At 69.1% G+C, this 21,301-nt stretch carries 15 protein-coding genes and 1 pseudogene; 4 read left to right on the top strand and 12 right to left on the bottom strand.

Annotation, left to right across the window (positions count from 1 at the left end):
- Window positions 1–9: 9 nt before the first annotated feature.
- The 5 genes and pseudogenes from pglW to K1X13_RS19855 all read right to left on the bottom strand — a co-directional run.
- Window positions 10–4,098 carry a BREX system serine/threonine kinase PglW gene (gene pglW / locus K1X13_RS14045; RefSeq protein WP_308249559.1) on the bottom strand — a complete coding sequence of 1,363 codons (4,089 nt, stop codon included), beginning with the start codon at window positions 4,096–4,098 and terminating at the stop codon, window positions 10–12.
- Window positions 4,099–4,133: 35 nt separating this feature from the next.
- Window positions 4,134–5,099 (bottom strand): PD-(D/E)XK motif protein, encoded by a 966-nt coding sequence (locus K1X13_RS14040; RefSeq protein WP_221025639.1) that lies wholly within the window; start codon window positions 5,097–5,099, stop codon window positions 4,134–4,136.
- Window positions 5,099–7,309, bottom strand: coding sequence for a Z1 domain-containing protein (locus K1X13_RS14035; protein ID WP_221025638.1), 2,211 nt, complete (start codon window positions 7,307–7,309; stop codon window positions 5,099–5,101). Before K1X13_RS14035 ends, K1X13_RS14040 begins: the two co-directional genes overlap by 1 nt.
- A 25-nt stretch (window positions 7,310–7,334) precedes the next feature.
- Window positions 7,335–8,891, bottom strand: coding sequence for an ATP-binding protein (locus tag K1X13_RS14030; protein WP_221025637.1), 1,557 nt, complete (start codon window positions 8,889–8,891; stop codon window positions 7,335–7,337).
- A pseudogene (locus tag K1X13_RS19855) lies at window positions 8,855–9,136 on the bottom strand (hypothetical protein); the annotation flags it as partial. The pseudogene K1X13_RS19855 and the gene K1X13_RS14030, both read right to left, overlap by 37 nt.
- Here K1X13_RS19855 and K1X13_RS14025 point away from each other — a divergent pair.
- Window positions 9,041–9,424, top strand: a complete 384-nt coding sequence (locus K1X13_RS14025) for a very short patch repair endonuclease (RefSeq protein WP_221026086.1) — start codon at window positions 9,041–9,043, stop codon at window positions 9,422–9,424. The pseudogene K1X13_RS19855 and the gene K1X13_RS14025 overlap by 96 nt on opposite strands.
- Here K1X13_RS14025 and dcm read toward each other — a convergent pair.
- Window positions 9,421–10,764 carry a DNA (cytosine-5-)-methyltransferase gene (gene dcm / locus K1X13_RS14020; protein WP_221025636.1) on the bottom strand — a complete coding sequence of 448 codons (1,344 nt, stop codon included), beginning with the start codon at window positions 10,762–10,764 and terminating at the stop codon, window positions 9,421–9,423. The genes K1X13_RS14025 and dcm overlap by 4 nt on opposite strands.
- A gap of 64 nt (window positions 10,765–10,828) precedes the next feature.
- Entirely contained in the window at window positions 10,829–11,035 is a 207-nt protein-coding gene (locus tag K1X13_RS14015; protein ID WP_221025635.1) for a hypothetical protein, read from the bottom strand.
- A 640-nt stretch (window positions 11,036–11,675) separates the two neighbouring features.
- Between K1X13_RS14015 and K1X13_RS14010 the strand changes: the two genes are divergently transcribed.
- Window positions 11,676–11,843, top strand: a complete 168-nt coding sequence (locus tag K1X13_RS14010; protein ID WP_221025634.1) for a hypothetical protein — start codon at window positions 11,676–11,678, stop codon at window positions 11,841–11,843.
- A 669-nt stretch (window positions 11,844–12,512) separates the two neighbouring features.
- Here the strand turns inward: K1X13_RS14010 and K1X13_RS14005 are convergent.
- The 3 genes from K1X13_RS14005 to K1X13_RS13995 form a co-directional block, all read right to left on the bottom strand.
- Complete coding sequence (locus tag K1X13_RS14005; protein ID WP_221025633.1) at window positions 12,513–15,371, bottom strand: vitamin B12-dependent ribonucleotide reductase; 2,859 nt, start codon at window positions 15,369–15,371, stop codon at window positions 12,513–12,515.
- 104 nt (window positions 15,372–15,475) lie between these two features.
- A complete protein-coding gene (gene nrdR / locus K1X13_RS14000; RefSeq protein ID WP_221025632.1) occupies window positions 15,476–15,973 on the bottom strand; it encodes a transcriptional regulator NrdR in 498 nt (165 codons plus the stop codon).
- Window positions 15,974–16,431: 458 nt separating this feature from the next.
- A complete protein-coding gene (locus tag K1X13_RS13995; protein WP_308249558.1) occupies window positions 16,432–17,076 on the bottom strand; it encodes a PadR family transcriptional regulator in 645 nt (214 codons plus the stop codon).
- A 73-nt stretch (window positions 17,077–17,149) separates the two neighbouring features.
- Here K1X13_RS13995 and K1X13_RS13990 point away from each other — a divergent pair, with 73 nt between their 5' ends.
- Window positions 17,150–18,010, top strand: a complete 861-nt coding sequence (locus K1X13_RS13990; RefSeq protein ID WP_221025631.1) for a class I SAM-dependent methyltransferase — start codon at window positions 17,150–17,152, stop codon at window positions 18,008–18,010.
- A gap of 142 nt (window positions 18,011–18,152) precedes the next feature.
- Window positions 18,153–19,121: a TAXI family TRAP transporter solute-binding subunit gene (locus K1X13_RS13985; RefSeq protein ID WP_221025630.1), complete on the top strand. Its 969-nt coding sequence runs from the start codon at window positions 18,153–18,155 to the stop codon at window positions 19,119–19,121.
- On the opposite strand, the gene K1X13_RS13980 is transcribed toward K1X13_RS13985, so the two are convergent.
- Together K1X13_RS13980 and K1X13_RS13975 are read right to left on the bottom strand one after the other, a co-directional pair.
- Entirely contained in the window at window positions 19,060–20,556 is a 1,497-nt protein-coding gene (locus tag K1X13_RS13980) for a sensor histidine kinase (RefSeq protein ID WP_221025629.1), read from the bottom strand. The genes K1X13_RS13985 and K1X13_RS13980 overlap by 62 nt on opposite strands.
- Window positions 20,557–20,560: 4 nt before the next feature.
- On the bottom strand, window positions 20,561–21,238 hold the full coding sequence (locus K1X13_RS13975; protein WP_221025628.1) for a response regulator transcription factor: 678 nt from the start codon (window positions 21,236–21,238) through the stop codon (window positions 20,561–20,563).
- Window positions 21,239–21,301 lie beyond the last annotated feature (63 nt).

Below are 21,301 nucleotides of genomic sequence, written 5' to 3'. Positions count from 1 at the left end.
TGCTCCTGGTCAGGCGGGGACGGACGTGGGCGTGGAGACGGCCCAGGCGATCGGGATCTCGACGGCCTGGGTGGGCGCCGCCAGCGGCAGAGCCTGACCGTCGAGAGTGGGAGGGAAACTAGCGCTGGAGCGTGGCACGAGGAGCCACACGGCGTGCGGGCGGGCTGCGTCCAGCGCGGCGAGAGGCTGGAGCAGGTCGACGCAGCCGTGTCGGGCAAGAACCCCGGCACCGGTCAGCAGCACAGGTCCCTCCTGCCCATTCACCAGCTCGGGAAGTGCCTGGGCGACGTGTCGGACGATGCCGTTGAGCTCAGTGCGCTGCGGGTCGTGCCTGTCTTTGCTGTCCGCTCGCAGAACGAACTGCCAGTCCGCCCCTGTGCTGCTGGCAAGTTCCCGCAGCCGCTCCAGGAGCCATCGGTTCAGGTCGAGGTGGACCAGGTCGTGCTCGGCGAGGAGTCGCGTCTGGGCGTCGACGGCGTACCTGTGGGGCACCGACAGTGCAAGGAAGCCGCTCTCCTTCAGGCTGCGCTCCAGCCGGGCGCCGACGGCTGCCAGGTCACCCGTTGCCTGATCGCCGTGCCAGGTGCTGCTGACGCTGGAGGCGGCCCCAGTCAGTGACGCCTTGGGCGCGTACGCGTCGCCGTTCCAGTGCAGGTCGAGCCCAGCCTGCTCGATGAGCCTCGTAAGCTCCGGTCTGTTGGGAAGCTCCTGAGCCTCGGGGAACCGGGAGCGCACCCGCGCCCGGACGGTGGCCTCGTGCAGGCCTGACGCTCCGGCGACCAGAGCACCGCCGGCGAGCCGGAGAGCGCGCGCTGCGGACATGCCCGGCGGGTAGAGCTCTCCCCTCGCGCTCACAGCAACCCCACCAGCGGCAGCCGCGAGCGAGAGCAGCCGCGAGTCCGAGAGGACGCTGAGCGGCGTCTGCTCAGCCGTCTCGCGCAACCGCTCCTGTACGGTGGCCGGACTCGCCAGCGCATCCCCCTGGCAGAGCGTCTCCGCGGTCTGTCCGAGGAGCCGAGCTGCGTCGAGGTTCTCGTCCGCAGATGTCTGGTCGAGGTCGGGCCCGCCCGTCACCAGGACGCGGTCCCCGGTGCGTCGTACGGCGGTGGTCGCGGACGTGCCGGGCAGCTCGAGGGCGACCCTTACGAGGCCCTGAGTCTGGGCGGTGCGCAGCGGCTCATCCGCGTGTGACCCCCGGCGATCGAGGAGGCGCAGCGCGAGCTCGTCGACCACTGCCGTCCCGCGCAGGGTGTCCAGGATCTCGAGCACCTGGTCGTGAAGCGCAGCGACCGCCGGGCGGTCGGCGAGCGTCGCCAGGTGCTCCTGCCATGCCTGGGTGACCTCGGCGCGGGTGACGTCGAGCTCGTTCTCCACCTGCACGGCCGTGGGCCAGGACAGCGGACCACCCTGGGTGAGCGGGTCGACCTGACCCAGCATCAGCCGCACCACGCGGTCCTGGACAGTTCCCGCGTCGCCGGCCGGCAGCAGCAGCTGCACGAGGGCGTCGACCCCGCTGGCCTGGAGCTCGGTTCCGGTGACGAGCCGGCGACGCCACTGCTTCGCCAGCCGGACGACCTCGTCCTTCGTGGACTGGGCGGCGCCCGAAATGCGCGAGAGCTCCAGCGGCGGAAGGTCGAGCAGGTCCTTGACCGTCGCTACGACGTACTGCTCCAAGGCGGACAGTGCCTTGGCCGACAAGCCGGACTGGGGCAGCGGCGTGGTCAGGGTCGCGCGTGCCGCCTCCTCCTCAGGGTTGCGCGAGGACTCGCGCTGCTCGGCCGCGATGAAGACCGCGTCCCACGCCCGCGCCATGTCCTGCGGGTTGTGAAAGCGGGAGCCGGCGTCACGCGCGAGGGCCTTGCTAAAGAACGTCACGAGCCCGTCCGCGACCGTCTCGTCGAACGCTGATCGCTCGAGGGCGACCTCGGTGTGCAGCATCGCCGGATCGGTGCGCCCGTCGCCCCAGCGTGGCAGCGCACCGGTCGCCATCTCGTGCAAGGTCACTGACGCGCTGAACGTCTCGGCGGCAAGGTCGTAGGAGCGTCGCGCCGGTGCCCCCAGGAACGGGTCGCGGTAGCCGGCGGTCCCGGCCTCGAGATCGCTCGATGGCACCCCGGACAGGGAGAAGTCGAACAGCACCAGATGTGGCTGGCCGTCGCTCTTGCGGGTCACGACGCCGAGGTTTGCCGGTTTGATGTCGCGGTGGACGACGCCCTCGTGCTCGAGCAGCGCGACGATCTCGAGGAGGTCACGGCCCCACCGGCGAAGGCGGTCCAGGGTAAGGCGGCCGCGACTGATCTCGGCTGCGAGCGTGCGCTGCCCCGCCATCCCCACCAGCAGACAGGTCCGACCCCCAACCTCGACCGGGCCCTCGACGAGGTTCGCCACGAGGTTGGAGCCGGGCAGCTTCTGCAGAGCTGCCGCCTCCTCGTGGAGACGACGGGCCTTGCTGTCGTCCCGGGCTGCCTTGAGCACCAGCTCGGTGCCGTCCGGACGACGGACGAGAAGCGCCTTTGACGTGGCTCCCTCGCCGAGCCGTCGTACGACGGAGAGACCGCCTTCCAGCTCGTCGCCGGGCTGAGCGTCCAGGGGGTCGACCGTCCTCCTCGGCTCCTCGGGTGCGGTCAGCTCCTCGAGCACCAGGTCCAGCCCGGCGACGAAGTCCTCGACGCTGGCGGTGCGGCTGCTCACGACGGGACGGGTGGCCTCCAGCACCAGGTCGGCGACGTACCGCGGAGGGGCGTCCATCACCGCGCTGACGTCGAGGCCCCCATCCCGCTGGAGACGCTGGCGGAGCGACACCGGCTCGTCGGCCGGAGCGACGCCGGTGAGCACGAGGTAGGCCAGAGCGCCGAGCGAGAAGACATCCGAGGCCTTGCGATCGGTCGCGCCGCCCATGACCGTCTCTGGCGCTGCGTAGAGGGCGGTGTGTCCCTCCTTGTCGTGGACCAGGAGGTCACGGGCGTGGTGGGTCTCCGTCGTGGTCGTGGGGTCTGCGCTGCCGGCGGTCTGCCAGTCCTTGACCCGCACCTCGCCGCCTGGAGTGACGAGCACCGACGACGGGCTGAGGCCGCGGTGGACCAGGCCGTGCTCGTGGGCATAGCGGATCACCTCAGCCAGGCCCGCGAGCAGATCCAGCTTCGTGTCGATGCCTGCGCTGCCGCCGCGACGCTCCACCCACCGGTCGAGCGTGACTGCATCGGGGTCGTAGTCGTAGACGAGCGCGGCGACCGCACCCTCCATCTCGAGGTAGGCGTTGGGGCTGACCAAGCCTGGGTGGTCCAGGCCGCGCAGCATGCGGTACTCGCGCTCGGCAGCCCGTCGTACGGCGGCCTCGTCACCGGCAGATGAACCGGCCGGCACGAACCAGCGACGGACGCGTGCCACCTCGTCGGAGAAGCGGTCGTGGTGGGCGATGTTGTCGTGCCACCCCCAGCCGCTGTCGACCGGCTCCGGGTCGAGGACCCAAGAGCCAGCCCTCAGCTCACGGGTCTGGCGCCGTACCCCCGTCTTCTTCAGCAGCTCGACGAGGGCGCGCTCCCGGTTCGGTCCGAGAGGAGCGCCGCGGCCGGGCGGCATCGTGAGCCGGTCAAGCACGATCCGCCTCAGGTGGTTGCCCGTCACGTCGTCGCGCCCGAACACGCGCTGCTTGATCCGCTCGGGAAGCCGGCAGTCGACGGCCTGGCCGTGCAGGAAGAGCGACTCGTGGACGAAGGGCACGTTGACCGAGCCACCCTCACGGCGAGCGTGGTGCTCCAACCAGGAACGGAACGCCTGGGCCTTGCGCCGGGTCAGGCCGAGCGGATTGCTCCTGGTGATGACCCGGCCAGCCCCAGGGTTGTGCTCCTGCCACTCCAGCTCGTCACCGCGGATAGTCCCGGACCATGCCTTGAGCTCGACGAGATGGAAGCCTGCGGGACCGAGGACGAGCAGGTCGACCTCGTAGGGCGAGCCGTCGAGTGCGACGAACTCGAAGTTCGTCCAGGCGTGGTACGGCGACGCGTCCGGCAGCTGGTCCCGGACGTGTTCCAGACCCTCGCGCTCGTGGGGGTAGCGCGACGGGGACACCTCAGTCCAGCGCCCCGAGTCCGCTCGCACTGGTGTCGGCCCCCTTGCTTGTCTAGAACTGGTTACTAGCTGGTCACTGAACGTATCAAAGCGGCCAGCCCTTTCGGGTGGTATTCGGGTGGTACGTCGGTGCAGTCAACGGTGAGCCGGACGTCGATGACCGCGGGCGGCGGCGATGCTACGCGTGGGATCGCCGCCGCAGGAAGAACGACGAGCGACTGTATCCCCTGCTGCTCGTCAAAGCGGCGGTCGGTGTGCCTCACCCAGTCGGGACCCAGGGTGGCGGCCACCTGCTCGTGCACTCGCATCTGGCGTGTGGCGTCCCCGTCCAGGCGGCGTTCGACGCGCGAGACCAGCTCACCTATTGCGGTGCCCGCGTGGGTCTCCGTGGTCATGACGCTGGCTACCAGCACCTCGGCGCCCTCGACAGGCACCAACTGCCTGAGCGCGAACTCGTGCACGCGGGCGTCCCTCGTGGTCGCCTTGACCTCCAGGCGACTGCCTGCGGCAGCGAAGTCGAACCTGGCGTCTACGTACGCGTGCCAGGCGTCCACCATCCCAGCCACGTCCGTCGACCGGTCGATCACCAGGAGCTCGGCCCACAGCCCCAGAACGCTGCCCCGTGCCGGCTCGGCCCGGTCGAAGAGCCGGACCAGCCGGCGCATCGCCGTGCTCACCTCGCCCGGTGCCGGGGACTTGCCCAGCATCCGGATCACCGCGGCGGCGACGTCGAGGAACGGCTGGAGCAGCGCCTCGTCGTCGACGTGGAACTGCACCACGCCGAAGTCGTCCTCCAGTGTGCTCCCCTCGGCCTCGACGCGGCACCGCAGCCGCGGGTCCAGGGAGAGGCGCCTGAGCCGGGTGGGCGGTTCTGGAGCCTGGTCAGCGGGGGTCAGGAGCGCCACGGCGTTGTCCGCTCCCCTTCCCACGCGGTATCCGTCGGCCCCCGGGACCGGGAGGACGCTGAACCCGTGGTCCGCCGGAGGCGTGACGCGCTGAAGCGTGGCCCGGAGGTCGGCCCCCGTGGTCATCAGTCGTCCTCGTACTGGATGAGGACGCCGCCGGCGAGCGTGGCGGGGACCCGGAGGTTCACACCAGGCACAGGGTCACCCATCGGCTTCTTGTCCTCGCCGATGGGCTGGACCAGGTGCAGCTGAACCGAGACCCGCCCGTCGGTGAAGAAGTGCTGGTCCCCCTTGTAGGAGCCATCGGGGCTGCGACCCTGCTGGAGCGTGACGGTCGAGCCGTCAGCACCCACGGACCGCTTCCTGACGCCCCAGCTGTCCATGAGGTAGACGTCGGCCACCAGGTCCGGCTCCTCGTCGAGCCTGGCCCGCAGCAGCAGGACGGCCTGGTTGACCAGGGCCCGGTCGTCGGGGTGCCCCTGCCAGTCGAGGAGCAGCTGCTCGATCAGCTCCGCGACCGGCAACGAGAGGACCTTGTGCTTGGCCTCGGTCGTCCGCTGGTCGCGCGTGTCGGTGGTCAAGGCGGCCTTGTGCTTGCTGATGAGGGCCTGGACGGTGTGCCGGTTGCTGGCGCCCTCCTTGCCGTATCTGCCTAGCCGGTTGACCGAGACCCACCTGTCGCCAGGAATTCGGCCGTGCATGTAGGGCAGGTCGATCACGGCCTTGCGGGTCGGCTTGTACTTCGGGTCGAGCAGCATCATCCGCGTCCACTGCTTGAGGCTGATGCCCTTCTCCACCACATCCTGCAGCTCCTGCCGCAGCAGCTGCTCGTGCTCCACGTAGTGCTCGAAGGCGTCCGCCGTACCGCCTGCGAGCCAGGCACGGCATAGCAGCCCGTAAGAATTCTTGTAGCCGAAGAACCGGGCGCGCTGCTGGACGGAGTCGACCTGGCCGGCGCCCAGCTTGCGTGGCATGTAGGTGACCGCGAGCCCCTCGACCGTGAAGCCGCGGTCGAGCTTGTTGCCACCGACCAGGATCCAGCTCGGCGAGGCGTTCCACGCGATGTCGCTGTCGGCCGGGGTGCCGGAGTTGACGACGCGCACCTGGGTGGTGCCGATCCAGTGCGCCATGTGCTTCAGGAGCTCGTCGAGCGGCTTCAGATCGGCGCCGCCCTTGGCGAGGTCCTGGTACGCCGGGACGAACCAGGTCTCCACGAGCTCCCTGCGGTCCGGGTCGCCCTCGGGCCGCTTCAGCAGGTCGTGCCAGCTCGAACGGAGTGCCTGCACGAAGCCGCCGTACCTGTCGTGGAGGTCAGTCTTGTGGGAGGGGTGCACCAGCATCGAGACCGGCCCTTTGCCCCGGTTGGCCAGGACCAGGAAGTAGGTCGCCATGCTCTGCTGCAGGTCGTCCGGCGGCTCCACCAGGCCGGGGTCGAGCGCCTCCGTGACGGCCACATCGGTCAGCCGCTTGACGAAGGTCCCTTTGTGCTCGTCGAAGAAGTACTGCCCACCGGTGTAGCCCTCGCCCGGCTCCAGCACCGTGACGAAGTCCGGGGACAGGGTGTCCGCGAGGTTGACCAGCAGGGGGGCCTGCGGGGTCGCGGTGTACATGACGTAGCTGTGGTGCGGGAGCGCCTTCCTCAGGTCGATGATCCCCTGGTACGTCGCAGTCGTGTCGTCCTTGGCTACGCCTGCGTTGAGCCCCGCCTGGTCTGCCTCGTCGTCGACTACGAGCACCGGGACCTTGTCTAGGTCGACGCCGTACTGCTCGAGCTCCTGGATGAACTCCCTGACCCGCTTTAGCCTGGTCGGGTTCTTCATCACCGTGAGGACCGTCGTACGGCGGAACTGCTCCGGCGTCGAGCTGTCGAGCATGCCGGTGACGAAGTCGGCCACCGACTGGGCCTGCCCGGAGTGCGGGTTCGGGTTCTGAAGGGTGTACCACGGTGACAGTCCCCCGGCCCGCTCGACCGCCAGGTCCCTGGCCAGCCGGCTGGCTGTCTGCTCGTGGAGGTTCTCCTTCGTGCCCGCGAGCAGGACCACGAGCGGGAAGCCGTTGTCACGGGCGAGCCCGATGACCGTCGTGAACGACATGGTCTTTCCGCTCTGGACGTAGCCGACCACCAACCCGGTCCTGCTGCCGCCCTTGGCCCTCGGTGGGGCGCACCGCTGCAGGACCTCGACCGCCTGGGTCACGACGCTGCCCTGCGCGTTCTCGTCGAGGTCGGAGTCAGCCAGAAGCCTGGTGGTCTCCTCCCCCACGACAGGCTGCCAGAGGACCTGCTGGTTCTGGGCAACCGGCTCGTGGACGACCTCGACGTGCTGCTGCTGGGACATGCTCTCCTCGTTCATCGATCTCGGGTCAGCTCTTGTGAGACAGGACGGTACGCAGGAGCGTGTTGACCTTCTGGACCACCAGACCGGGCATCTTCGCGCCCCCCAGACGTGCTTGCTCCTGCGCCAGTCCGAGAGCGATCGCCACGCGCCACACCGGCTCCAGCTCCTGCCCGGGGAGCTCGCAGAACGCCCTCATGAACGGGTGCGCCTGGTTCACGCTCAGTGTGATCTGGTCGTGCCCGTCGTTCGTGTGGACCGTCAGCCAGTTCTGGTTCGCCTCGTCCGCGACCAGCCGCAGCGACACGTCCCACTTCTGTCCCTCGGTCGTGACCTCGAAGTCGCGGTCGACCTCGACGGCCTCGACGGTGGCGGGCTCCGGCTCCGCGCCCTCCTTGGGGGACAGTTCCTCGATCGGGAGCGTTGGCTCGCCACCGACCGGTGCGTCGACCTTCTCGAGGTCGAACTCCACGACGGAGAACGCCTCGACGATCTGGTCCAGCATGGTGCCCGCGACGTCCTTCGGCGGGATGGTCACCTCACGCGCGCGGTAGTTCTCAGCCTGCTTGAGGAGGGGCTTTGGCTCGGCCTCCAGGTCCGTCCTGAGGAGCTCGAGGAACTCGTCCTCCTCGTCGTACCAGACCAGCGCGTCCTTGGTGTAGGTGACGTTGAAGTCGTCCATGTGCAGCTCGCCGAAGACACGCTGGGAGGAGAAGCTGTTGGAGCGGCCGAAGATGTACTCCGGCTTGTACATCTCCTCTCCAGACCCGGTCACGACCTTGTGGCGGTAGAAGAGGGCGAGCCCAGCCTGTGAGGTCGAACCCTTCTCACGGATGCCGACGAAGCCGGTGACGCGCCGCCCCGAGCTCAGCCGGACGTCCACGTCCTTCCGCCACTCGATCGGCTCGCCGCCGCGGTCGTTGTAGCGAGGTGCCTTGAGGACCGGGGGCTCGTCGTACGCCACCTGCGAGCCGTTAAAGACGATGTCGACGTCGCCGTTGCGCAGGAACTGCCGGTAGATGCCACCTAAGTAGGTCCTGATCTTGTCCAGGGTTCGCGTCTGCGGGGCTCGGTAGAGGTTCGACATCCGGATCTCAGTGAAGTGCGTGCGCCAGTCCGTCGGCTCCTCGATCACGTCGAGCGTCTCGTCCCGGCTCGCCACGATCACCGGCACGTCGAACTCGACGCCGCGGATGACCTGCTCACCCAGGTGCGTCGTACGCAGTGACCACTCGCGGGAGAACCAGCAGCAGGCGGCCTTCATGCCGACACCGAACTGCGAGAGACCACTGTTGTCCGACGGGGGTTCGGCGACCTTGAAGGCGCGCTCCCAGTCGGTGTGGGCGATGCCGGCCGCGTTGTCCCGGACGACGATCAGCCCGCCGTCCTTGCGGTCGACCTCGATCTCGATGCGGAGCCTGTACCCCTCCGGGTTCGCCTCGTGCAGAGCGTCGCGGTTGGAGAGATAGCTCTGGATGGCGTTGTCGACGAGCTCACCCAGGGCGTACCAGGGCTGGTACTTCATGTGCGGGAACAGTCCCAGCATGGCTACCCCAGGCCGGATGCTGATCTCGTGCTCAGCCACGTGACTCCCCTCGACGATGATGACCTGACGGTCGAGCCTAGTGCGACGTCCTGTGTCGTTGACGCACATAAGACACTGGTTACGTGACTGATACCAGTGCGGCTGCCGAACCGGAGCGAGTTCGCCCAGGTCCGGAGCTCTCGGGCCGCATGTCTCGCTTGGCGCGTCGTCACACGAAGCCAGAGGTCGCGCTTCGGCGGGAGCTCCATCGGCGGGGGCTCCGCTTTCGGGTGCAGCTCCCCGTGCCAGGCAACAGACGCCGGACGATTGACATCGCCTTCACTCGGGTAAAGCTGGCGGTCTTCGTCGACGGCTGCTTCTGGCACGGCTGCCCGGAGCACGGGGTGAAGCCCTCGACGAACCCTGAATGGTGGCGCTGGAAGCTGGCCCGCAACCAGGAACGTGACGCCGACACGACTCGGCTGCTCGAGGAGGCCGGCTGGACAGTGCTTCGTCTCTGGGAGCACGAGGACGTGCTGGCCTCCGCCAGCACTGTGGAGCTGCGCTGGCGTGCGGCCGCTCCGGACGGCTAGCCCGTCTCTGCCGCGACGTCTGAGGCTGCTCGTTCAGCCTCGACCACTTGCATGACCGCCTCCACAACCGGATGGCCATCGACCTTCGCACCCGCTGCCTCGGCTGCTTCTATGTCATCGGCGTTCTGCTCGACGTACCTGGAGAAGACGTACCGCGCGGTCCCGATGTTGATCGCGTTGCCAAGCTGGCGATAGCTCAGCGAGTCGACCTGGCCCCCGAACTTGAAGCCACGCGGGAAACCTTGAAGCACCGCGGCTTCCTCGACGGTGAGCCGACGTCTCTCCGGGCCGTAGATTGACGTCTGTCCCATGGCGACCAGTGCAGGGGCGTACGTCGGACGTTTCGCACGGATCCCCGACGGTCGGAGGTGGAGGAGCAGCTGCCAGAGGTCCCGAGGGGCGTCCTGCGCCTGCCACTCCAACTTTCGCCGGCTGGCGGGAAACGTCCGCAGTCGCGGCTTCTCCTCCAGCCAGGCGTCGATCTGCTTCTTGTTGTCCACGTAGAACTGGACGTTCTTCGCGATGAAGCCCTTCTTCCAGTCCGGGTCCTCCGGCTTCGGCTGGAGGACACCCGTCCAGACGTCCGCCCAGAGGGGGTGGCCCGGCAGATGCGCACCAGGAGGCAGCAACTTCAGGAACCGGTTCCAGGTGTCGATCCACTCGATCTCGTCCGGCGTGAGCCTGTAGTTGCGGAGGTGTGTCGTCGGCTGAGCCGCAGCAACGACATGCTCCTTGATGGACCAGTGTTGGGGATCCCAACCCAGCTGTGGGCGATGCTCGACTGCGGGCGGCACGTCAACCTCATTGTGCGCTCGCTCAGGACCGACGTAGGTGGCCAGGATGTAGACACGCTCCCGCACCTGTGCCGCACCTCCTGCCTCCGGCGGCAGGAGGTGCGGGGAGAAGACGCACGGCTGGTCCGAGACCTTGTAGCCAACTTCTCGCAGCCCGTCCACGACTGCACGCCAGGTCGCGCGTTGCCGCGGTCCCGCGATGTTGCGGACGTTCTCCAAGAAAATGACTGGTGGCTTTTTGGCCTCGAGGATCGTCACGATCTCGTGGAAGAGCGTTCCTCGCTCCTCCGACATGCCTAGCTGACGGCCCGACTTGCTGAAGGGCTGACAGGGAAAGCCCGCTGCCAGCACCGCGTGGTCCTCAAGCGAGCCAGCCTCTTGCGCAAGGTCTCTGACGTCCTTGTCTGGCATCAGGTGCCAGTTCGGCTTGTACACCTCGCGGGCACGTCGGTCGAGCTCAGCCGCCCTTACGCCGCGTCCACCTAACGAGGCCAAAGAACCATGGAAGCCGCCGATGCCGGCAAAGAGGTCTACGAAGTCGAACACGGGACAAGCTTAAGCCCTTGCACCCTCATGAGCCTGGCGCCACGTGGAGGCCGTGGCAAATGCCTCAGTAGATGACGCGCCTGTCGGGCGTGCCGCCTTTCTCCACACCGAGGAAGTCGGGCAGCTCCCACGCGTCGACGCCAGCGCGGCGCGCAGAAGACAGCACGGCACGGTACGCCTCGCCCAGCTTCGCGAGGTCGTCGAGCAGGGCCTCGGAGACGGCCGGGTCGAAGCGCCCGCCGTGGCTGCGAGACCCGTCCAGGTTCGCCATCTTGGCGAGGATGCTCGAAGGGGGACGCCGGAACAACCGGGCCAGTTCTTGCACCGGGCTAGGCGCACCGGGTGCCGTCGAGCTTCCGAAGCGTCGATGGTCAACCCGCAAGGAGGCGCAAAGGCAGAGAACCGTTTCGCTAGGCAAGAAGACGCTCTGGCGCTTGCCCGGCGCGGGCCAGTCTCGCGACCGCAGCTCTCGCCACTCCTTGTCCAACGTCTGGCGGACCGGACTGAGGTAGTCGTTGAGAGTAGTAGGCATTCGAGCACGGTAGACAACGGCTCAGGGCGGCCCTCGAAGGATCCGCTGCGTGTCCCGAACCGTTACCCAGTAGTGATGAACCGCGATCCCGGATGCGTCCCCAAACGCAGGTCCGGGCGAACGACAGGTGGGAACGGCGCGGTCCCGCACCATCACCTCGGGTGACTGGTAACGCGAGTAGAGGCTGGGCAGCTTGGACTCGGCGGCAGTCTCTCATCCAGATCGTGAATCAGCTGCTCCGCCACAGCAACCCGAACCGCGTTGGAGAACGCGCCCGACCAGTGGTCGTAGCGCAGGGATCGGACAAGACCCGTACTCGCATCGACCAAGATGGCCCGGAACAAGACTGTGTCCGCCGACGAGCCGGTGCACGTCTGGCATGCTGAACGAGGACGTCCCGCCGAGCCCGACGCTCTGGTGGGAGATGAATGAAGTGAATCAGGCTGCACTCATTTGCCGCTGCTACTGGGCTGATAGACGCGTTGTGTTCGAGCACGAGCTCGTCAGCCAGGACCCGGACTACGCGGCGCTCGAGCGCGCCTTCTAGGCCTTGCACGCAACGGCTCGGAGTCCATCAGCACCGCAGGCACCCGCTTCTCTGCCTTGCTACTCCCACAGCCGAGCAGGTCCATGAATTCCACCAAGCGCTTACTCGAGATGACCAGAGCACCTCGTCTGCCACTGATTTTGATTCTGCCGCGCAAGCCGAACACCGCCTCCGCGGCAGCACGGACCTGTTCGAGCACGTCGAGAAACCAAGTTCGTGATCACCACGGACCAGGTCGAGCGACTCGTGTGCCCTTCCGAGAGATAGGCACTGCCTCGGCAGCTCAATGCTCTTTTCTGAGCCGTAGCGTGGGCGAGCTGGAAGGACGGGGAGGGCTGTAGGTTCAGAGCTCCAAGCCGCGCCATAGCTGATCGCGAGGTAGTCGCCAGCGACGACATCTTGGGCGAAGGCGATGGTTGGCTTTCCTCGCCCCGGCCCGCTTTGACACCAGGAGTGGCTTATCGGTTCGAAGAGCCGTGCCCGGCTTCCTCGGAGGCGCAGTGTGAGCGCAGGTCGGGATGCCATGTCTTGCTCCAGTCCCGACCCCTGGTTGCAGCGACGCGAAACATCCGATCAGTGGCCACCGACAAAAGAGGAGCGCCCGACCTCGCATCGAGGTCGGGCGCTCCCTTGGGGACTACTAAGTCAGTCTCTCGGGTCTCAGCAGGGTCAGCTGCAGCCGCTGGTGCTGCCGCAGCCTTCGCAGACGTAGCAGCTGCCCGCGGGGCGCATCTTGGTGCCGCAGGTGAAGCAGAGCGGGCTGTCAACCGCCGTACCGGTGATCGCCTCCATCAGCTCGGCGGAGGTGTGCGCCTGCTTCGGCGCCTCCTTGGCCTTGGCCTCGACGACGTCCTCGGCCTGGGCGACCTTGACCGAGGTCGACTCGAGCTTCAGCTCGGCCGGGGTGGTCTTGAGCGACTCGGCCTCGGGGGCCTCGACCTCCGCCGCCTCGTACGAGCCGGTCTCGAGCTGGCGCTGGCGCTCCTCCGCGGAGTAGATGCCCATCGCGGAGCGGGTCTCGAAGGGCAGGTAGTCCAGCGCGAGACGACGGAAGATGTAGTCCATGATCGACTGCGACATCCGCACGTCCGGGTCGTCGGTGAGGCCGGCCGGCTCGAACTTCATGTTGGTGAACTTCGAGACGTAGGTCTCCAGCGGGACGCCGTACTGCAGGGAGATGGAGATCGCCATCGAGAAGGCGTCCATCACACCGGCGAGCGTGGAGCCCTGCTTGCCGAGCTTGAGGAAGACCTCGCCGAGACCATCGTCGGGGTAGGAACCGGCGGTCATGTAGCCCTCGGCGCCACCCACGGTGAACGAGGTGGTGCGCGACGGACGCGACTTCGGCAGGCGCTTGCGGACGGGGCGCTCGACGATGACGGGAGCGACCTCCTCCTTCTCCACGGCCTTGGCCTTCGCCTTGCCGTCGGAGAGCGGCTGGCCGACCTTGCAGTTGTCGCGGTAGACCGCGGTCGCCTTGAGGCCGAGCTTCCACGACTGCAGGTAGATGTCCTCGATCTCCTCGACCGTGGCCGTCTCCGGCAGGTTCACGGTCTTGCTGATCGCACCGGACAGGAACGGCTGCGCCGCCGCCATCATCCGCACGTGACCCATCGGGGCCAGCGCCCGCGCACCCATCGCGGTGTCGAAGACCTCGTAGTGCTCGGTCTTCAGGCCGGGGGCGTCGATCACGTGGCCGTGCTCGGCGATGTACTCGACGATCGCCTCGATCTGCTCCTGCTGGTAGCCCAGCTTCTTCAGCGCACGCGGGATGGTCTGGTTGACGATCTGCATCGAGCCGCCGCCGACGAGCTTCTTGAACTTCACGAGGGAGAAGTCGGGCTCGATGCCGGTGGTGTCGCAGTCCATCATGAAGCCGATGGTGCCGGTCGGCGCGAGCACGGAGGCCTGCGCGTTGCGGTAGCCGTTCTTCTCGCCCAGCTTCACGACCTGGTCCCACGCCTTGGTGGCCAGCGTGTGCACGTCGCGGTCGTGGCTGTGGATCGAGCGGATCGCGTCGTTGGCGGCCTGGTGCTTGCGCATGACCCGCTTGTGCGCGTCGGCGTTGCGGGCGTAGCCGGTGTACGGGCCGACGACCGCGGCGAGCTCCGAGGAGCGCTTGTAGGACTGACCGGTCATCAGCGACGTGATCGCGGCGGCCATCGCGCGGCCACCGTCGGAGTCGTAGCCGAGACCCATCGCCATCAGCAGCGCGCCGAGGTTGGCGTAGCCGATGCCGAGCTGACGGTAGTCGCGGGTGGTGTCCCCGATCGACTCGGTCGGGAAGTCGGCGAAGCAGATCGAGATGTCCATCGCGGTGATGATCAGCTCGACGGCCTTCGCGAACAGCGGCGCGTCGAAGGTGTCGTCGTCCTTGAGGAACTTGAGCAGGTTCAGCGACGCGAGGTTGCAGGACGAGTTGTCCAGCGACATGTACTCCGAGCACGGGTTGGATGCGGTGATCCGGCCGGTCTCGGGGTTGGTGTGCCAGTCGTTGATCGTGTCGTCGTACTGCAGGCCCGGGTCGGCGCACTCCCAGGCGGCCTTCGCGATCTTGGTGAACAGCTCGCGGGCGTCGACCTCCTCGATGACCTCACCGGTGCCGCGGGCACGCAGGCCGAACGACGTGCCGTCCTCGACCGCGCGCATGAACTCGTCGGTGACGCGGACGGAGTTGTTGGCGTTCTGGTACTGGACGGAGGTGATGTCCTTGCCGCCGAGGTCCATGTCGAAGCCGGCGTCGCGCAGCGCGCGGATCTTGTCCTCCTCGCGCGCCTTGGTCTCGACGAACTCCTCGATGTCGGGGTGGTCCACGTCGAGGACGACCATCTTGGCCGCGCGACGGGTCGCACCGCCGGACTTGATGGTGCCCGCGGACGCGTCGGCGCCGCGCATGAACGAGACCGGGCCCGACGCCGTACCGCCGGACGAGAGCAGCTCCTTCGACGAGCGGATGCGCGACAGGTTCAGACCCGCGCCCGAGCCGCCCTTGAAGATGAAGCCCTCCTCCTTGTACCAGTTCAGGATGGAGTCCATCGAGTCGTCGACGGAGAGGATGAAGCACGCGGAGACCTGCTGGGGAGACGGCGTGCCGACGTTGAACCAGACGGGAGAGTTGAAGGAGAAGTACTGGTGCACGAGCAGCCAGGTGAGCTCGTGCTCGAAGAGCTCGGCGTCGGCGACGGAGGCGAAGTAGCCGTTGTCCTCGCCGCCCTTGCGGTAGGTCTTCACCACGCGGTCGACGAGCTGCTTGAGGCTCCACTCACGCGCGTCGGTGCCGACCGCGCCGCGGAAGTACTTGGTGGTGACGATCGTCGAGGCGTTCACCGACCAGAAGTCGGGAAACTCCACACCGCGCTGCTCGAAGACGGCCTCGCCGGTCTTCCAGTTGGTCTGGACGACGTCGCGACGCTCCCAGGTGATCTCGTCGTAGGGGTGCACGCCCTCGGTGCTGAAGACCCGCTCGATCTTCAGACCCTTGGCGCCCTTGCGCCCTGCACGTGCGGACCCGCTCACCGTCTCCGTCATGGTTCTCCTTCTCCCCGATTCTGACTCTCGTCGTCTGTCTTGGTACTTCTAAGTTGGTTTGCCCGACGCGCCGCTTCCCCACGACGCGCCGGGCAGTCTGGGGGTCAGCCCGTGCTCGACGGCACCGGCTGGGTGGGTATGGCGGTCTGCTCGACCGACCGCTCAGCGCGGAGGATGGCGATCTCCTCCTCGAACGCCTCGGCGCTCTCGAACGCCTTGTACACGCTCGCGAACCGGAGGTAGGCCACCTCGTCGAGCTCGCGGAGCGGACCGAGGATCGCCAGGCCCACCTCGTTGGCGGGCACCTCGGCCCAGCCGCTGGCGCGCAGCGCGTCCTCGACCTTCTGGCCCAGGCAGGCCAGGTCGTCCTCGGAGACCGGCCGGCCCTTGCACGCCTTGCGCACGCCGGCGACGGCCTTCTCGCGGGTGAACGGCTCGGTCGCGCCGGAGCGCTTCACCACGACGAGCTGCATCTGCTCGACGGTGCTGAACCGCTTCTCGCAGGCCGGGCAGGTGCGGCGACGGCGGATCGCGCCACCGTCGTCGGCGACCCGGCTGTCGACCACGCGGGTGTCGGTGTTGCGGCAGTACGGGCAGTGCATGTGATGCCGCTCCTCTCCCTCGGGTGACGCTTGTCTGACGTGGCTCCGAGACCGTCGGAGACCCTCTTAGTGCAACACCCCGCACCGACAGTTTCTGCCCGCCTCCGGGAGGCCTCGGCCAGGGGCTCGAGACGCCGGGTTGTGGGTGGATCTGTGGATGACTTGGGGACAACCAGCCCGTTGCCTGTGCGTAAGTGACCACTACCTGTGGAAACTTACATCCGTGTAACTACTAGATGTAGTGGTAACCCTAGGTGGGCGCACAGGGGCACGCAAGCCGAACCGCGAAAGTCGTCCAGGTTCTTCGGCAATGCGGACAAACCCGCAGGTCAGGGGCGTGACGCGACCTCGACGACCGGCGTGTCACGGTTCGCCGGGCGTGTCGGCGGAGGGGGCCGGGGACGGCGTCCGGCGGCGCCACAACCGCCCGTCCGGGTGGTTCTCCCTAGTCACACCCGTCACTGCGACGGGTCGGCCTCCGACCAGCCGGCGCGCTCCACGATGCGCGCGAACGCCTCCGCGTCCACGACCGCCCCTGCCGGGTCGTCCGGCCACCGCTCGACGAGGGCCGTCGCCCAGTCCGCCCACTCCGCGACCATCCGGTAGTACTCGGTCAGGAAGGACCCGCCGAGCATGTTCTGCGCCACCCGCGCCTGGAACTCCCCCTCGCCGGCGAGGTAGGCCCGGCCGGTCGCGAGGTTCTCCTCATTTCGCTCGACCGCCCAGGCGCGCACGGCGGCGAGGTGGGCGAGCGCGTCGCCGCGGGTGCCGTGCTCGGCGAAGGAGACCTTGAGCAGCCCCTCGAACTCCAGGCTCGGCCCCGCGGCCGGCTCCGCCATCCAGTCCGCGAGCGCGCGACGCCCCTCGGCGGTGATCCGGTAGACGGTGCGCGGCCGGTCGCCGACCCGCTCCTTCCGGGCCGTCGCGAGTCCGTGGTCGACGAGCTTCTTCGGCTCCTCGTAGAGCTTGCTCTGCGCCCGCGGCCAGAACCGGCCGAGGCTGTGCCGCATCTGCTGGGCCAACTCGTAGGTGGACATCGGCCGGACCGCGAGCAGGCTGAGCACGGCGTACGACGTGGTGGTGAGCCGCGGACTGCTTGACACGGAACCTCCTCGGGAGCAACCTGAGAATGATAGTCCCAAAGGGAGGATGGAGCATCGGGAAGAAGGTGCCACCGTGGGACACACCCAGCTGACCCGCGTGGACGAGACCAACCTCGAACAGGCGAAGGCCTGGGACGGGGACGAGGGGGACTACTGGGCCCGGCACGCCGAGCGCTTCGACACCTCGGTCGCCGCGTACCACGCCCACCTCTTCGACACGGTGCGGATCCGGGCCACCGACGCGGTGCTCGACCTCGGCTGCGGCACCGGCCAGACCACCCGCGACGCCGCCCGCCGCGCGATCGCGGGCTTCGCCCTCGGGGTGGACCTGTCGGCGCGGATGCTCGACGTCGCCCGCCGCCTCGCCGAGACCGAGGGGGTGCCCAACGCGCACTTCCTCCGGGCCGACGCGCAGGTCCACCCGTTCGAGCCCGCGGCGTTCGACGTGGCGATCAGCCGGACCGGGGCGATGTTCTTCGGCGACCAGGCGGCGGCCTTCGCCAACATCGCCCGTGCTCTGCGTCCCGGCGGGCAGCTGGCGCTGCTGGTCTGGCAGGGACCCGAGCGCAACGACTGGATGCTCGCCTTCGGCACCGCGATGGCCGCCGGGCGGAACCTGTCCCCTCCCCCGGTCGGCGCCCAGGGACCGTTCGGGCTGAGCGACCCGGACCTGGTGCGGGACGTCCTCACCGGGGCCGGCTTCACCGAGCCGCGCTTCGAGGACCTCACCGCCCCCATGTGGTTCGGCCCGGACGCGGACGACGCCACCGCCTTCGTCGGCGGGTTGCTGGCGTGGATGGTCGCGGACCTCGACGAGGCCGCCCGGGCCCGCGCGCTCGACGCCCTGAACGCGACGATGGTGCTGCACAGCACCCCGCGCGGCGTGGAGCTCGGCTCGGCGATGTGGCTGGTCACCGCCGTACGCCGCGGCTGACGCCCGCCTCGCTCGAAGCCGCAACCGTTCACGTGCGCCGGCGCGGCCCCTCCCACCCGTCCGACCCGGGCCACAACCGCTCGCGTGCGCCGTTGCGGCCCGGGCCCGGTGAAGCGGAGAGCCTGCGTGGGATGCTGGCGCGATGGTGGTCCGGGTCTCGCGGCGTACGGCGCTGTCCGCGCTCACCCTCCCCCTCGTCGCCTCCGCCACCGGCTGCCTCGCGCAGCGCTGGGACGACCTGCCGCCGAGCACGGTCACCATCGCGACCGGCAACCCGGGCGGGGTGTTCACCCGGTACGGCGCCGCGCTGAGCACGGTCCTCTCCGACCGGCTGACCAACGTCACCGCGGAGATCCGCCTCACCGACGCCTCGGTGCAGAACCTGCGCCTGGTCAGCGCCGGCACCTGTGACCTCGGCCTCTCCCTCGGCGACACCGCCTCGGACGCGGTGCGCGGCACCGGCCCGTTCGACGAGCCGCTCGACGTGGTCGCGCTGGCCCGTACCTACGACAGCTTCGTGCACCTCGTGGTCCGCGACGACTCCGGCATCCGCACCGCCGAGGACCTGCGCGGCCGCCGGGTCGGCCTCGGCGCCCCCGACTCCGGTACCCGGGTCGTCGCGCGGCGGGTGCTGAAGCAGTACGGGCTCACCCTGGCCGACATCGAGGTGGCGTCGGAGTCGCTCCAGGCCTCGGCGCAGGGGCTGCGCGACGGGCGGCTCGCGGCGTTCTTCTTCGTCAGCGGCCTGCCCAACCAGGCGGTGCTCGGCCTCAGCCGCGAGATCGGGATCCGGCTCCTCGAGCTCGACGACGTCGTGGGGTCGATGGTCGACGCCTACGGTCCGGAGTACGTCGCCGGGCCGGTCCCCGCGTCGACGTACGGTCTGCCCGGCGCCGTGGACACCGTCAGCGTGCGGAACTTCGTCGTGGTGCACCCGGAGATGCCCGACGACCTCGCCTACGCGATCACCCGAACCATGTTCGAGGCGCAGGACGCGATCGAGCGGGTCTCCCCCGGCGTACGGCAGCCGACCCTGGGCGCGGCGATCTTCACCTCGCCGCTGGACCTGCATCCGGGGGCGATGCGCTACTACCGGGAGCAGCGCCCCTGAACGCGGGCAGCCGTACGGCGACCTGCAGCCCGCCGCCCTCGGGACGGCTCACCTCCAGCGCTCCCCCGATGTCGAGCACCCGGGCGCGCACGATGGCCAGGCCCAGGCCGGTGCCCGCCACGTTCTGGTGCTGACGGCCGCGGAAGAACCGGGCCCCCACCTTCTCCACGTCCTCGGCGTCGAGCCCTGGCCCGTGGTCGCGCACCCGCAGCAGCACCTCGCCGGCGGCCCCGTCCGCACCACCGTCCGCGGCCCCGTCCGCGGCCGGCGGGGCCGTCACCGCGACCTCCACCGGCGCCCCGGCCGCGAACTTCGCGGCGTTGTCGAGCAGCGCGTCGAGGACCACGTCGACGATGTCGTCGCTGGCCAGGGCGAGCACGCTGGGCGGCGACTCCACGTCGAGCCGCTCGAACATCGGCGCCCACATCTCGCACCGGTGCCGGGTCTGCGCGGCCACGTCGACGCAGCCGGTCTCCACCCGGTGCGCGCCGACCTGGCTCAGGTCGAGCAGCGACTCCACGATCGTGTTCAGCCGGTCGGTCTCCTCCAGCGCCGTGTCGACCTGGTCCGGGTCGGCCCCCGCGACGCCGAGGTTCTCCACGCGCAGGCGCAGCGCGGTCAGCGGGTTGCCGAGCTGGTGCGCGGCGTCGGCGACGAGGTCGCGTTGCTGCTGCTGGGAGGTCTCGACGTGGTCGGCCATCACGTTGAACGAGGTGGCCAGGTCCTGCAGCTCGGGCGGCCCCGTCTTGTGCGGTACCCGCGAGCTGAGCTCGCCGTGCGCGAGCCGCCGGGCGGTGAGGTCGAGCTCGTGCACCGGGCGCAGGATCCAGCCGACGAACGGCACCACCACCCCGTAGGCGGTGAGCAGCAGCGTGGCCAGCCCGGCCACCACGAGCAGCAGCAGCCACCGGCTGACGCTCTCCTGGACCGGGGAGGTGGGCGCGACCAGGACGACCGCGCCGAGCACCTGGGCGTCGCGCCCCACCGGCGACCCGATCACGACCGGTTCCTCCACCCACGGCCAGGCGGTGCGCGGCGGCTCTGACCCGCTGCCGGACAGCGCGCGGTCCACCACCTCGGCGACCTGCGGGTTCTCGGGTACGCCGGACGCACCACCGGCCACGGACGCACCACCGGCCCCGCCCGAGGCACCACCGGCCCCGGCCGACGCGACGACCTCCCGGTTCGCGTTCGTGACGACCACCTGGCCGCCGTACACCTCGACGTAGCGCTGCAGGTCGATGGTCAGCCCGTCGAACCCGCCGCCCTCGAGCGCGTCCTCGGCGAGCACCGCGAACCGGGTGACGTCGCCGAGCCGGCCGACGAAGAGGTCCTGGGTGCGGTCCTCGGCGTGGGCGTTGAGCAGCGGCACCATCAGCGCGAGCAGGACGACGCCGACCAGCGTCATCGAGACCACGAGCAGCCTTCGGCGCACCGGCTCAGGCCTCGGCGCGGTCCGCGGTGTCGCTGGCCACGCGGTAGCCGACCCCCCGGACGGTCTCGATCAGCTCGGGCCGGCCCAGCCTGGCGCGGAGCGTGGCCACGTGCACGTCGAGCGTGCGCGAGGCGCCCACCCACGCGGTGTCCCAGATCCCCTCCATCAGGGCCTCCCGGGTGACCACGTCGCCGGTGCCCTGCACCAGCATGCTGAGCAGGTCGAACTCCTTGTGCGACAGCGTCACCGGCTCCCCGGCGACGTACGCCTGCCGGGAGCCGTGGTCGATCCGCACGTCCCCCACCTCCGCCACCGGCTCGACGGCCCGCTGCCCGAAGCGGCGCATCACCGCGTCGATCCGGGCCAGCAGCTCGGCGAGGCTGTACGGCTTGGTGACGTAGTCGTCCACCCCGGCCCGCAGCCCGGAGACCACCGCGGACTCCTCGCGCCGCGCGGTCACCGCGATGATCGGTACGTCGCTGGCGGAACGGATCTGCCGGCACAGCGCGAGGCCGTCCTGGTCGGGCAGCCCCATGTCGAGCAGCACCAGGTCGACGTCGGCGTACATCGCGCTCGCCTCCGCCGCCGTGGCGGCCCGGCGCACGTGCAGGTGGGCCCGCTGCAGCGCCGGCACGAGGGCGGCGACCACCCGGTCGTCGTCCTCCACCAGAAGAACCCGCATCCCAGCCTCTCCGCGCCCGAACGGCCCCATCGGGCGAACATCAAGCCTGTGTAAAGTCTGTGT

The sequence above is a fragment of the Nocardioides jiangsuensis genome (assembly GCF_019679455.1).
GTDB lineage: Bacteria > Actinomycetota > Actinomycetes > Propionibacteriales > Nocardioidaceae > Nocardioides_C > Nocardioides_C jiangsuensis.
Note: the sequence above shows the minus strand (reverse complement) of the source record. Positions and strands in the feature narration are given on the sequence as shown.